This is a genomic window from Asinibacterium sp. OR53 (genome assembly GCF_000515315.1).
Lineage (GTDB): Bacteria > Bacteroidota > Bacteroidia > Chitinophagales > Chitinophagaceae > Sediminibacterium.
Genome location: NZ_KI911562.1, coordinates 3,008,200 through 3,021,168, shown reverse-complemented (window position 1 = coordinate 3,021,168; position 12,969 = coordinate 3,008,200). Strand labels below are relative to the sequence as shown.

The following is a 12,969-nucleotide window of genomic DNA, read 5'->3' as shown; positions in this document are numbered from 1 at the left end:
AAAATGCAATTCAAATACGTAAACTATTTATGGGACGAGCGTGAAGCGACTGCGCTCGCAGGTGATGAAGTGGCCTTGCTCATTTATCGCTCTAATTTATTGGGTGCAGATCTTCGTTTAACCAACTATGGCGGAGGCAATACATCATGCAAAGCCATGGCGAAAGACCCGCTCACGGGTGAAATGAAAGAAATTATGTGGGTGAAGGGATCCGGTGGCGACCTGGGCACACTGAAAAAAAGCGGCCTTGCAGCGTTGTATGTAGACCGCTTACGCAGCCTGGAAAATGTATACCGTGGCCGCGCGCATGAAGATGAAATGGTAGAATTATTCAACCACTGCATATACGATCTCTCCTCCAAAGCGCCATCCATCGATACACCACTGCATGGTTTTCTTCCTTTCAAACACATCGATCACCTGCATCCCGATGCAGCTATTGCCATAGCGGCTGCCAAAGATGGCAAACGCATTACACAGGAACTGTTTGGCGGAACCATCGGCTGGGTAGATTGGCAGCGGCCGGGGTTCGACCTGGGCCTGCAACTGCGTCAATGCCTGGAACAAAATCCTGGTATCCGCGGCATCATGCTGGGCTCGCACGGGCTGTTCACCTGGGGCGATACGGCTTATGAAAGTTATGTGAATACATTGGAAGTAGTGGAACGTTGTGCCGCTTATATCGAAGAAAATATTCAAAAGAAGGGATCTGTATTCGGCGGAGAAAAAATAACACCATTACCCAAAGAGCAGCGCCTGCAACAAGCAGCCTCGCTCGCGCCTTTGCTGCGCGGATTTTGTTCCGGCTATACAAAAATGGTGGGTCATTTTACAGATGATGAACGTGTATTGCAATTCATCGACTCCAACGACCTCGATCGGTTGGCGCCGATGGGTACCAGTTGTCCCGACCATTTCCTGCGCACCAAGATCAGTCCGCTGGTATTGAACCTGCAACCAGACGCCAATCTTTCAGATGCTGCTGCATTAAAGCAACAATTGCTCCCGCTGTTCGAATCATATCGCAGCATGTATGCCGAATATTATAACAAATGCAAGCACGATAATAGTCCCGCTATGCGCGATCCCAACCCGGTAGTAATATTATATCCGGGTGTAGGCATGTTCACTTTTGCGAAAGACAAACAGACAGCGCGTGTTGCCGCAGAATTTTACATCAACGCCATCAACGTCATGCGTGGCGCGGAAGCCATATCGGGCTACACTTCATTGCCCAGGCAGGAAGCTTTTGATATTGAATACTGGTTACTGGAAGAAGCCAAGTTGCAGCGTATGCCCAAGCCTAAAGCGCTTTCCGGACGTATAGCGTTGGTAACAGGCAGCGCAGGAGGCATCGGCAAAGCCATTGCAAGAAAGTTTGCAGCAGAAGGCGCCTGTGTTTTTATCAATGATGTGAATGAAGAAAGATTGCAAGGCGCGAAAGCAGAATTTGAACAGGCTTTCGGAAAAGATGCAGTGGCGGCAGGATTGCTCAATGTAACAGATGCCGCACAAATACACAATGCTATGCAAGAGGCAGTATTGGCATTTGGAGGTGTTGATATCATCGTAAACAATGCAGGCATTAGTATTTCCAAACCATTGGCAGACCATACAGTAGCCGATTGGGACAGGCTCTATGATATACTGGTAAAAGGACAATTCCTGGTATCGCAAGTTGCGGTAGACGTTCTGCGTAAGCAGGCAATGGGTGGCGATATCATCAATATTGTATCGAAGAACGCCGTAGTAGCCGGACCCAATAACGCTGGCTATGGTTCGGCCAAAGCAGCACAGGCACATCTTTCACGCTTGTTGGCGGCTGAACTGGGTGCAGAAAAAATACGGGTGAACATCGTGAATCCCGATGCGGTGATCGCCGATTCCAATATCTGGGCCGGCGGATGGGCCGAAGGGCGTGCAAAAGCTTATGGCATCAGTGTAGAAGAACTGCCGGCTTATTATGCCAAGCGTACTTTGCTGGGAGAAGCCATCCTGCCCGAAGATATTGCCAATGCCTGCTATGCACTGGTTAGCGGATTACTGAACAAATCAACAGGCAATGTATTGAATGTGGATGGAGGTGTTGCCGCAGGATTTTTACGCTGATAAGGTGGCTGGTGATGAATAAGGTTTGATATTTGATAAAGATTGCTAAACGATAGAACAATGCTTGTCAACAAAGCCGCAATAACGGCGCACAACGAAACTCATTATGCGCAACATGCAAAAGCGCTCACTGCGCTGAAAGACCGTATTGCTGATCCCGAGCGCGTGATCAAATTGGTACAGGATTTCCAGGTAGCAATTCCATCCTGGGCATTGGGTACCGGCGGTACGCGTTTCGGAAGATTTCCGGGTGGCGGCGAGCCGCGTAGCCTCGAAGAAAAAATAGAAGACGTGGCTTTGCTGCACAGGTTAAACCAGGGCAGTGGTGCTATCTCATTACACATTCCCTGGGATATACCCAGTGACCCGAGAGCGATCAGGGAATTGGCATCTTCACACGGACTTCGTTTCGATGCCGTGAATTCAAACACTTTCCAGGACCAGCCCGGTCAAGCGCATTCTTATAAATTCGGATCACTTCAACACCTGAATGAGCAGGTGCGCAGGCAAGCCATTGAACACAATATGGAAGTGATACGTCACGGTGAAGCCCTCGGCTCGCAAGCGCTCACCGTTTGGTTATCGGATGGTTCCTGCTTTCCGGGTCAGTTGAATTTCAGGAAAGCATTCCAGCGCACATTGGAAAGTTTGCAGGAGATATATGCGGCATTGCCGAAAGACTGGAAAATGTTCGTTGAATACAAAGCATTCGAACCCAATTTTTATTCTATGACGGTAGGAGATTGGGGACAATCCTATCTCTATGCCAGCAAACTCGGTCCGCAAGCTTATACATTGGTCGATCTAGGTCACCATTTACCAAATGCGAACATCGAACAGATCGTTTCGCTGTTGCTGATGGAAGGAAAACTGGCAGGTTTCCATTTCAATGATTCCAAATATGGCGATGATGACCTCACTGTAGGCTCCATCAATCCCTATCAACTCTTCCTTATTTTCAACGAACTGGTGGAAGGCATGGATGCGCGAGGTATGAACCACGCTGCTGATTTGGGATGGATGATCGATGCTTCGCATAATATCAAAGACCCGCTGGAAGACCTGCTGCAATCGGTAGAAGCCATACGACTGGCTTATGCACAGGCATTGCTGGTAGACCAGGCAGCACTGCGCCACGCACAGGAGAACAACGACGTGGCAGCCGCACAAGAAATATTACAGGAAGTTTACCGCACCGACCTGCGGCCGCTGGTTGCAGAAGCGAGATTACGTTCAGGCGGCGCACTGCGTCCGCTGGACTTGTTCAGGCAGGCCGGTGTACGCAAAGCACTCATTGCACAACGTGGTTACCATGCTCATACAACCGGTCTATGACACCGCTTCCAGTAATTGCCGTATTTGATATTGGCCGGACCAATAAAAAATTCTTTCTCTTCGACAGGAGCTATGAGGTTGTGTATGAACGGACTGTGCAGCTGGAAGAAACAACAGATGCGGATGGTTATCCTTCGGAAGACCTGGATCTACTGGCGAAGTGGATGCAGGAAATATTCGATCAGGCTTTCGATCATCCGGATTTCGATATACAGGCTTTGAATTTTTCAGGCTATGGCGCCAGCATTGTGCATTTGGATGAAACGGGAAAACCTTTGATGCCATTGTACAATTACCTCAAGCCATATCCTGCAACACTATTACAGGAGTTTTGCAGTACTTATGGAGGTGAACAAGCATTGTCACTTGCTACCGGAGCGCCTTTAACCGGTAGCCTGAATACGGGTTTACAACTCTACCGGTTGAAAAAAGAACAGCCGTCTGTTTTTGCCGATGTACATCAAACACTGCACCTGCCGCAATGGTTGAGTTATCTTTTTACCAAAGAATGTTGCAGTGAAATGACCAGCCTGGGTTGTCATACAGCGCTGTGGGATTTTCAGCGGCAGGATTATCACCCATGGGTACAGGAAGAAAATATGACCAGTAAGTTGCCGCCTATTTATTCCAGTCGCGCTGCTATTCAAATACAATACCGTGAACGCCCGCTGCATGTTGGTGTTGGATTGCACGACAGTTCTGCTGCATTGCTTCCTTATTTGATCAAGGCAGAAGAACCTTTTGTGCTGGTATCAACCGGTACATGGTCAGTAACACTCAATCCTTTCAACGATAGATCGTTGACTGCGGCGGAACTGTCTTCAGATATGCTGTGTTACCTCACGTATGAAGGCCGTCCCGTGAAAGCGGGAAGACTGCTATTGGGCCGTAAGCATGAAGAACAAGCCGCCAAACTGGAAAAAGATTTTGGTGTGCAGTCAGGTGCATACAAACAAGTTGTTTTTGATTTGCATTGGACACCCAAACAAACAGATAGTTTTGTTGCTGCGTATCACCAACTGGTTTTTGAATTGGTGGAAGAACAAGTGGCCGTGATAAGAAATGTGCATCCGGAAAAAGACCCTATGCGCTTATTAGTGGAAGGCGGCTTCGCACAAAATAGTATCTTTATGCACTTGCTGGCTCGTGCTTTTCCGCATGCCGTGGTTGTTGCGTCTGTATTGGCACAGGCTTCTGCCCTGGGAGCCGCACTCGCTCTTCACGGATCCTGGCAAATTGGTAAAAGATCTATTTGAATTATCATGAAAAATTATTTTTTTCTTTTCTTGCTCTGCCTGGGCGGATATTGTACCGCATCTGCGCAGGAAACCATTATCCAGTATTTGTCCGGCACCGATAAAGACCATACTGTTCAGTGGGATTTCTTCTGTACCGGCGGTATGAACAGCGGGAAGTGGAAAAAGATTGCAGTGCCTTCCAACTGGGAGCTGCAAGGTTTTGGTGCGTATAATTACGGACACGATAAAGTAAAAGCAAACGAAGAAGGGTTATATAAGCATGCTTTCAAGGTTCCGGCGTTGAAGAAAGGGAAAAGGGTTTTCATTGTATTCGAAGGCTCCATGACCGATACAGAAGTCAAGATCAACGGACATTTAGCCGGTGCTGTTCACCAGGGAAGTTTTTACCAATTTAAATACGATATCACTTCGCTCATCAAACCAGGGGAAAGCAACCTGCTCGAAGTACGCGTGAGTAAAATGTCGGCCAATGAATCTGTAAACAGAGCAGAACGCAGCGGCGATTATTGGGTATTCGGCGGTATTTACCGTCCCGTGTACCTGGAAATTGTTCCCGAAACATTCATTGAAAGAGTTGCAATAGATGCAAAAGCCGATGGTGCTTTTAATATGGATGTATATCATGCGCATGCACGCGAAGGACAGGTTATTGAAGCACAGATTCAAAAGCTGAGCGGAGAACATGTTGGTAAACTTTTCTCTAAAAAGGTGAAAGGCGATAAGGAAAAGACATCCCTTCATATAAAGATTGACCATCCCTTGCAGTGGAGCCCGGAGTTCCCGAATCTGTACCGGGTGCTGGTAACGATCAGGGATACTAAAAATGTTATTCACCAGGTAAAACAGTCGTTCGGTTTCAGAACGGTTGAAGTGAAGCCAAAAGAGGGCATTTATATAAATGGTGCGAAAGTCATGTTCAAAGGGGCCAACAGGCACAGCTTCTGGCCTGAAAGCGGCAGGGCGTTGAGCAGGGATGTACACCTGATGGACATCAGGCTGATGAAAGAAATGAACATGAATGCGGTTCGCATGTCGCATTATCCGCCAGACCAACAATTTCTTTATCTCTGTGACTCGCTGGGTTTGTTCGTGTTGGATGAACTGAATGGTTGGCAAAAATCTTACGACACTGCTACTGCCAAAAGACTGGTAAAGGAGATGGTTGTAAGAGATGTGAACCATCCTTCAGTTGTAATATGGGATAATGGTAATGAAGGTGGATGGAATACTTCCATCGATGAAGATTTCAAGTTGTATGATCCGCAAAAACGTATAGTGATCCACCCCTGGCAGAAATTCGGCAGCACAGATACCAAGCATTATCCCGATTACCAGTATATACAGGCTTCTGCAGAAAAAGGAGAAGAGATATTCTTTCCAACTGAATTCCTGCATGGCTTATACGATGGCGGATTGGGTGCAGGGCTCGACGATTACTGGAACCTGATGTTACGCCACCCGCGCAGCGCAGGAGGCTTCCTCTGGGCATTGCTCGATGAAGGAGTAGTCAGAACAGATAAGAACGGTGTGTATGATACAGATGGGAACCATGCACCTGATGGTATACTAGGACCGCATCGTGAAAAAGAAGCCAGCTTTTATACAATCAAAGAAATATGGTCGCCAGTTTATATTGCTCCCCGGTTGAACAAACCCGGTTTTAATGATAAGCTCGATATAGAAAACAGGTACCTGTTTACCAACCTTAACCAATGCAGGTTTGAATGGAAACTGCTTTCTTTCCCTTCACCCAAAGATGCAACAACCCTCTCTAAAGTAATAGCAGAGGGACAGGCAACCATTTCTTTTTTGAAGCCGGGAAAAAAAGGCGTGCTGGATTTACATTTGCCTGCTGCAAAAAACAAAGCGGATGCGCTTTACTTAACAGCGTATGACCCCAATTATCGTGAAATTTTTACCTGGAGCTGGTCGTTACGAACACCTCAACAAACGGCCGACCGCTTGTTGAGGTCTGCAGTGAATGCTTCGGCTGTTACAACAAAAGATACAGACAGTTCGCTCGTTGTCAGCAGCGATCACATCAATTATTATTTCAACAAGAGAACAGGGCTCCTGCACCGGGTGATAAAAGGGAATACGGTAATATCACTGTCAGGCGGACCAGTGCTGGCGGGAGTTGATTGCAGGCTGGATGAATTGACGCACCGCGATTCTGCCAACAGTCATATTGTGGCATGTACCTATTCAGGCGATGCTTCATTGCATGTGCGGTGGACCTTCCATCCCGGACAACCGGTGAAACTGGAATACACGTATGTGCAGACCGGTGAAGTGAATTTTTCAGGCATCACATTCAATTACCCCGAAGAAAAAATAACAGGAATGAAGTGGCTGGGCAGGGGGCCTTACCGGGTATGGAAAAACAGGATGAAGGGTATGCAGATGGGCGTATGGCACAAAGCATACAACGATGCAGTAACCGGTGAAACCTGGGACTATCCTGAATTCAAAGGGTACCATGCTGCATGGAGTTGGGCAGTCATAGAAAATAAAGAAGCGCCGTTTACTGTTTTTACGGAGAATGAAAATACATTCCTGCAAATGGGTAAACCGAAGCGACCCAAAGACGCACCGCTGAACAACAATGTTGTGCCGGAATTTCCCAAAGGCGAGCTGGGATTTCTGCAAACCATCAGTCCGATTGGCACCAAATTCAAGCCGGCCAATGAAAAGATGGGTCCGCAAAGCGAAAAAAATAAACTAAGCGCCGACCCTGTTCATGGGGTGTTGTGGTTTGATTTCAGGTAACAGCCTTTAAGGGATCTTCACCGATTTAACCTGGCTGGTATGTGCACTGAAATAACCCAATGCGCCGTTAGACAGGTTACTGGGCGGATTGGCAGGTGTAATATTATTGGTGTTGAGATCTGCCAGGGCGCGCATGTAGGTAAAGACAGCTTTGTCGATACACCTCATTTCAACGGTAACCGTATCGCCGGATACAATATCACGATGTTTATCTTCTGCCTGATAGATGAGCGGCCTGTAATAAACGCCGCCATTGTTGATGTAATCATTCCATGTATAAATGTTCTGCACCAGCGCCCTGTTCACGTATTCAAGGAACTGGTAATTGTTACCCAGCGTATCAGGATCTCTGAACCATGGGCGAACCACTTTGAGCACTTTATTACCGAAAGCCAATTGGTCGGTCGTCAGTGTATCGAAATTTACAGGGTATGGCATGGTAGAACTAGCGGTATAGCTAACCTGGTTGATGATGGCCTGTAAGGAATAAGTCCTGCCCGGAACACCAACAGCATTGGGGTGCGTATAAACACCCGGGGTTGTTTCGAGCAATTGATAGCTGTTGCCGGCATTGTCCCGGACCTTTACAACCGCACCCGAAACAGGAGGGAAGCTGTTATTGTCGCCGAACCTGACCGACCGGGTAATGATGACACTGGCAGGCCCCTGGTTGTTCACAATCCCTTCAATCACAACCTGTGAAGGCGCATTATTTAAATTCACATCGATCACTTTTTTACAGGAAGCAAAAAGGAGTGACAGTATCAACAGGCGGTATGTATATTTTGCAAAAATTGACATGTGATCATCAGAATTTAAAATTCCAGGTAATGCTTGGAATGAATTTGAACAAAGCCGTTCGTAAAGCCTGTGTTTTTTCCGGGTGATCGGGGTCATCCTGGAAAGTAATGGTATAGGCATTCTCACGACCATACAGGTTGTATATACCGAAGGTCCAACTGCTTTGATAACGCCTGCTCTTGTTTTTCTTGTTTTCAACAGTAGCAGCTATATCGAGGCGGTGATAGGGTGGCATGCGATATCCGTTGCGCTCGGTGTATACGAAAACGGTTTGTCCGTTTACATGGTATTTGCCGGAAGGAAAAGTAACGGCGTTGCCGGTGTTGTATACCCATGTGCCCGACAATGTCCATCGGTCTGATAATTTATAAATACCCACTACAGAAATATCATGGGTAATATCCTGCCTGGCCGGGAAATATTGTCCGTTGTTGATCTGGTCGAAGCGGCGTTCCGTTTTGGAGAGGGTATAGCCCACCCAGCCACTCAGCCTGCCATATTTTTTTCGGAGCAACCATTCAATACCATAAGCCCTGCCTACACCATATAATAACTGGTTTTCAACATTATCATTGGCCCTTAATAAGGCGCCACTTTTATAGTCGATCTGGTGCTGCATCCATTTGTAATAAGTTTCAACTGTCAGTTCGTATTGATCGTTTGCAGATGTTTGGTAATAACCAATGGCAAACTGATCGGCTGTTTCGGGTTGCACATTGTTGGTGCTGGGCAACCATAGGTCGGTAGGACTGCTGGTGGTGGTATTGCTTAAAAAATGCAGGTTCTGCACATTGCGTGTGTAAGAAGCTTTGATAGAACGGCGTTCATTCAACTGGTAACTGGCCGATATGCGGGGCTCGAGGTTCCAATAGCTGACAACGGTAGCTCCGGGACCGTAACGCATCGTGTCGGTAGTGTTGCCTGCCGTATCATAAGTATAAAAATTACCGGGACCCAGCACGGTCAGGTTCGATAACCGTAACCCGTAAATCAGGTTGAGCCGCTCGCTGGCTTTGATCTCGTGAGAAAAATAAACGGCCGATTCGAGTGATTTTTTGTTTTGTACTTTATTGCCTGTAAATGCAGAATCGTCTGAGGTAACCCGGCCAGGAGAATTGGTATGCAGGATGGCGTTGGCCCCGAATTTCAATTTGTTGTTATTGTTGAGGAAAAGATCAAAATCCTGTTTGAAGTTGAGGTCTTCTATTTTAGAGTTGATGGTGAGCAATTGCTTGCCCGATTTGATCTTGATCACATAATTGTAATTGCTGTAGATGAGCGATGTATTGGAAAAAAGATTCCGGCTGAAAATATGGTTCCATCGCAAAGTGCCGGTGGTATTACCCCAATCACTTTTGAATGTTTCGGCAAAGCCCAATACATCTCTGCCGAAATAGCCCGAGAGGTAGAGACGGTCGCGCTTGCCCAGCATATAATTCGCTTTGAGGTTGAGGTCGTAGAAATAGAGCTTGTTGTTGTTAACAGTCGTATCCTTTGAGAGCTTCAGGAATTGATCGGCATACGTGCGCCTGGCGCTGATAATGAAAGAACCTTTGTCTTTTACAATAGGCCCTTCTATGTTGATGCGGGAAGAGATCAGCCCGAGACCACCGCTTACATTGTAGTCCTTGCTGTTCCCGTCTTTCATTTTGATGTCTACCACAGAAGACAAGCGACCACCGTATTGGGCAGGCATACTGCCTTTGTAAACGCTCACGTCTTTGATCGCATCGGAATTGAAAGTAGAAAAGAAGCCAAGCAGGTGAGAGGCATTGTACACAGGCGCTTCATCGAGCAGGATCAGGTTTTGATCGGCGCTTCCGCCGCGCACAAAAAAACCGCTATTGCCTTCACCCGCCGATTTAATGCCGGGAAGCAGTTGAATACTTTTGAGTACATCTCTTTCACCCAATAATACCGGCAACAGGTTGATCTCGGAGAGGTTCAGTTTTTCAACACCCATAACCGGTTTGGCTATATGCTCGTTCTTTCTTTTGGAAGAGACCACTACTTCATTCAATACCGTACTCACGGGCATTAATTCTATATCGTTGCGCAGATCGGCGCGGAGCTCCGTTTTTTGTGAAAAGAGCTGGTAACCCTGGAAGCTCACATTCAGCGTATGCGTTCCCGGCTTAACGCTGATGGCATAAAAACCGTAAGCATTGGTAGTAGTGCCGGTATTCAGTTCTTCTATTTTTACTGCTGCGCCGATGAGTACTTCCCCGGTACTTTTGTCTTTGACGATACCACTGACAGTGAATCGGTCCTGTGCATAAACAACATTCAATAAAGAAACGGAGAAGAGGCAAAACAGGGTAAGTATTCTTTTGGTTACAGCAGTCATAGGGCTAAATTATCTCTCCGGCCATCTCCATAACAATCGCCCATTCGGCTTCGGTAACAGGCTGTACCGATAAACGCCCCAAACGCACAAGTGCCATATTGGCCAAACGTTTGTCGGCCTTGATTTGTACGAGGGTTACCGGCTTTTTCAGTTTTTTGTGTGGTTTGAAATCTACGGCTACCCATGCTTCTTCTGTAGTGGTAGGGTCCTGGTAGGCTTCTTTTATTACTTTGGCAATACCTACGATCTCGGTGCCTTCGTTACTATGGTACCAGAAAACCAGGTCGCCTTTCTTCATCGTGCGCAGGTGGTTGCGTGCTGCATAGTTGCGTACGCCATCCCAAAATGTTTCTTTGTCTTTGACAAACTGCTCCCAACTGTATTTGAAGGGTTCCGATTTAATCAGCCAGTAGTTCATACAATAAAAATAAATAAAATTACCATCCACTGGCCAGCACATCAGCCAGGTGTAATACTTGTAAACCTGCGTTTTTGTGTTTGTTGCAACCATCGATGTGCATGAGACAGCTCATGTCGGTGCTGATGATATATTCTGCACCCGTGGTAACTGCATTGGTGATCTTCTGATCGCCCATGGCGATGCTGATGGGTTCGAACTTAACGGCGAAAGTGCCGCCGAAACCGCAGCAGGTTTCTACGTCATTCATTTCTACCAGTTCCAGTCCTTTTACTTTGCTCAGCAATTGCCGGGGCTCCTGCTTGAGCTTGCATTCGCGCAATGCCGCGCAACTATCGTGGTAAGTGGCTTTGCCATGAAAGCTGGCGCCCAGGTCATCTACCTGCAGCACATTCACGAGGAAATCGGATAATTCAAAAGCCCGGTTGCCGATCTTTTTTGCACGTGAATGCTGGGAGGTGTTTTCAAACAGCTTTTCATAATAATTCCGCACGAATCCAATGCAACTGGCGCTGGGGGCTACGATATAATCGGCGCTTTCAAAGTCTTTCAGGAATTTGCTGCACACTTCTTTGGCTTCACCCCAAAAGCCGGCATTGAAAGCGGGCTGACCGCAACAGGTCTGGTTATCGTTGTAACGCACTTTGCATCCTGCTTTCTCCAATACCTTCACCATATTAAAAGCTACCTGTGGGTAAAGCTGGTCAATAAAACAGGGTACAAAGATTTGAACGTTCATGCGTTTATTTTAGTTTGCGGTTGAGGGCAATCATCTTCAATGCGGTAACCGCCGCTTCTTCGCCTTTGTGGCCGTGCTTACCACCGATGCGTTCCCTGGCCTGTTCTTCATTATCTACGGTGAGTATACCAAAGATAACGGGTGCGTCGAGCATGAGGTTCAGTTCCAGCACGCCGTCGGTCACGGCTTTGCATACATAATCGAAATGCGGGGTATCGCCCCTGATCACGGCGCCGAGTGTGATATAAGCGTCGGGAGGCGTTGCCGCATAAGCATAATGGTTTTTAACAGCGAAAGGAATTTCAAAAGCGCCGGGCACGGTAAGGGTTTTACAATCGATGCCCTGTGCTTTGAGCATTTTCTTTGCACCAGCCTCCAGTTTATTCACGATGGAGGCGTTCCATTCCGTTTTAACAATAACAACAAAGGCATCCTTGATGGAGGGGATGCCTTTGTTCAATGTGGTATTTCCTGGTGTAGCCATTATTTTACACTGAAATCGTTTTTATCAATACTCAGGCGATAGATATATTTATCGGCCTGGAAACCTTTATCGGTACGGGGAAATTTATCTTTCAATTCTTTGTACAGTTCCAGCGCTTCTTTTGTTTTGCCGGTGGTTTCAGACAGGAGGGCTGCACGGAACAGGTATTCTGCTGAATTGCTTTCATCGGTCTCAAAAGTGGAAGCCGCTTTTTTGTACGATTCGATGGCTTCGTCTTTTTTGTTCAGTTCTGCATAAGCATCACCCAGGCAGCCATAAGCCATGAGCTGGATCTGTTTGGCACCGGTAGAAAAATCTTTCAGGTACTTTACAGCGTTATTGAAATCGCCCAAACGCAGGTAGCTTACGCCGGCATAATAATGTGCCAGGTTAGCCGCTTTGGTACCACTGAAATTATTGATAACATACAAGGCGCCTTTGTATTGGCCATCGCCGTTCAGCGCCAGGTTCAGTGAATCCTTGGCAAAATATTCCTGCGCTTTGAACAGCGCTTCAGATGCTTTTTCTTCTTTGGGTTTAACGATATATTGTTGGTAAACATACCAGCCTCCGCCAATGATAACGATGGCTGCTACTGCAATCATCACCGGCTTTTGGATGCGTTGCCAGGTGCTTTGCAGGCGTACCAGTGATTCGTGGTGTTCAGAACTCAATTCGTGTTCGTGCTTATCGCTCATGGAAAAATTG

The 12,969-nt window shown here is 47.0% G+C and carries 10 protein-coding genes; 4 read left to right on the top strand and 6 right to left on the bottom strand.

Going from position 1 to position 12,969, the window contains the following annotated elements; genetic code table 11:
• The first annotated feature begins 3 nt into the window (after positions 1-3).
• From SEDOR53_RS0113360 to SEDOR53_RS0113345, 4 genes are read left to right on the top strand one after another with little or no spacing between them, the layout of a single operon-like run.
• Positions 4-2,109, top strand: coding sequence for a bifunctional aldolase/short-chain dehydrogenase (locus SEDOR53_RS0113360; RefSeq protein ID WP_232214776.1), 2,106 nt, complete (start codon positions 4-6; stop codon positions 2,107-2,109).
• Between the two features lie 60 nt (positions 2,110-2,169).
• Positions 2,170-3,444, top strand: coding sequence for a TIM barrel protein (locus tag SEDOR53_RS0113355; RefSeq protein ID WP_026770180.1), 1,275 nt, complete (start codon positions 2,170-2,172; stop codon positions 3,442-3,444).
• Positions 3,441-4,700: an FGGY family carbohydrate kinase gene (locus tag SEDOR53_RS18010; RefSeq protein WP_037361304.1), complete on the top strand. Its 1,260-nt coding sequence runs from the start codon at positions 3,441-3,443 to the stop codon at positions 4,698-4,700. Before SEDOR53_RS0113355 ends, SEDOR53_RS18010 begins: the two co-directional genes overlap by 4 nt.
• A 6-nt stretch (positions 4,701-4,706) precedes the next feature.
• Positions 4,707-7,472, top strand: coding sequence for a glycoside hydrolase family 2 TIM barrel-domain containing protein (locus tag SEDOR53_RS0113345; protein ID WP_051416649.1), 2,766 nt, complete (start codon positions 4,707-4,709; stop codon positions 7,470-7,472).
• 6 nt (positions 7,473-7,478) lie between these two features.
• On the opposite strand, the gene SEDOR53_RS0113340 is transcribed toward SEDOR53_RS0113345, so the two are convergent.
• From SEDOR53_RS0113340 to SEDOR53_RS0113315, 6 genes are read right to left on the bottom strand one after another with little or no spacing between them, the layout of a single operon-like run.
• Positions 7,479-8,273, bottom strand: a complete 795-nt coding sequence (locus SEDOR53_RS0113340; protein ID WP_026770178.1) for a DUF4249 domain-containing protein — start codon at positions 8,271-8,273, stop codon at positions 7,479-7,481.
• Between the two features lie 7 nt (positions 8,274-8,280).
• Positions 8,281-10,620, bottom strand: coding sequence for a TonB-dependent receptor (locus SEDOR53_RS0113335; protein ID WP_037361300.1), 2,340 nt, complete (start codon positions 10,618-10,620; stop codon positions 8,281-8,283).
• Positions 10,621-10,624: 4 nt separating this feature from the next.
• Positions 10,625-11,038: an EVE domain-containing protein gene (locus SEDOR53_RS0113330; protein WP_026770176.1), complete on the bottom strand. Its 414-nt coding sequence runs from the start codon at positions 11,036-11,038 to the stop codon at positions 10,625-10,627.
• Between the two features lie 19 nt (positions 11,039-11,057).
• On the bottom strand, positions 11,058-11,777 hold the full coding sequence (locus SEDOR53_RS0113325) for a (Fe-S)-binding protein (protein ID WP_026770175.1): 720 nt from the start codon (positions 11,775-11,777) through the stop codon (positions 11,058-11,060).
• A gap of 4 nt (positions 11,778-11,781) precedes the next feature.
• The gene (ribH, locus tag SEDOR53_RS0113320) at positions 11,782-12,261 is read right to left on the bottom strand and encodes a 6,7-dimethyl-8-ribityllumazine synthase (RefSeq protein WP_037361297.1); all 480 of its coding nucleotides are present in this window, start codon (positions 12,259-12,261) and stop codon (positions 11,782-11,784) included.
• Positions 12,261-12,959 carry a tetratricopeptide repeat protein gene (locus SEDOR53_RS0113315; protein WP_026770173.1) on the bottom strand — a complete coding sequence of 233 codons (699 nt, stop codon included), beginning with the start codon at positions 12,957-12,959 and terminating at the stop codon, positions 12,261-12,263. Before SEDOR53_RS0113315 ends, ribH begins: the two co-directional genes overlap by 1 nt.
• Between the last annotated feature and the right edge of the window lie 10 nt (positions 12,960-12,969).

Excerpts from the sequence above, each read along its gene's own strand:
- SEDOR53_RS0113360 (WP_232214776.1), top strand. The coding sequence starts at position 4 with ATGCAATTCAAATACGTAAACTATTTATGGGACGAGCGTGAAGCGACT.
- SEDOR53_RS0113355 (WP_026770180.1), top strand. The coding sequence starts at position 2,170 with ATGCTTGTCAACAAAGCCGCAATAACGGCGCACAACGAAACTCATTAT.
- SEDOR53_RS18010 (WP_037361304.1), top strand. The coding sequence starts at position 3,441 with ATGACACCGCTTCCAGTAATTGCCGTATTTGATATTGGCCGGACCAAT.
- SEDOR53_RS0113345 (WP_051416649.1), top strand. The coding sequence starts at position 4,707 with ATGAAAAATTATTTTTTTCTTTTCTTGCTCTGCCTGGGCGGATATTGT.
- SEDOR53_RS0113340 (WP_026770178.1), bottom strand. The coding sequence starts at position 8,273 with ATGTCAATTTTTGCAAAATATACATACCGCCTGTTGATACTGTCACTC.
- SEDOR53_RS0113335 (WP_037361300.1), bottom strand. The coding sequence starts at position 10,620 with ATGACTGCTGTAACCAAAAGAATACTTACCCTGTTTTGCCTCTTCTCC.
- SEDOR53_RS0113330 (WP_026770176.1), bottom strand. The coding sequence starts at position 11,038 with ATGAACTACTGGCTGATTAAATCGGAACCCTTCAAATACAGTTGGGAG.
- SEDOR53_RS0113325 (WP_026770175.1), bottom strand. The coding sequence starts at position 11,777 with ATGAACGTTCAAATCTTTGTACCCTGTTTTATTGACCAGCTTTACCCA.
- ribH (WP_037361297.1), bottom strand. The coding sequence starts at position 12,261 with ATGGCTACACCAGGAAATACCACATTGAACAAAGGCATCCCCTCCATC.
- SEDOR53_RS0113315 (WP_026770173.1), bottom strand. The coding sequence starts at position 12,959 with ATGAGCGATAAGCACGAACACGAATTGAGTTCTGAACACCACGAATCA.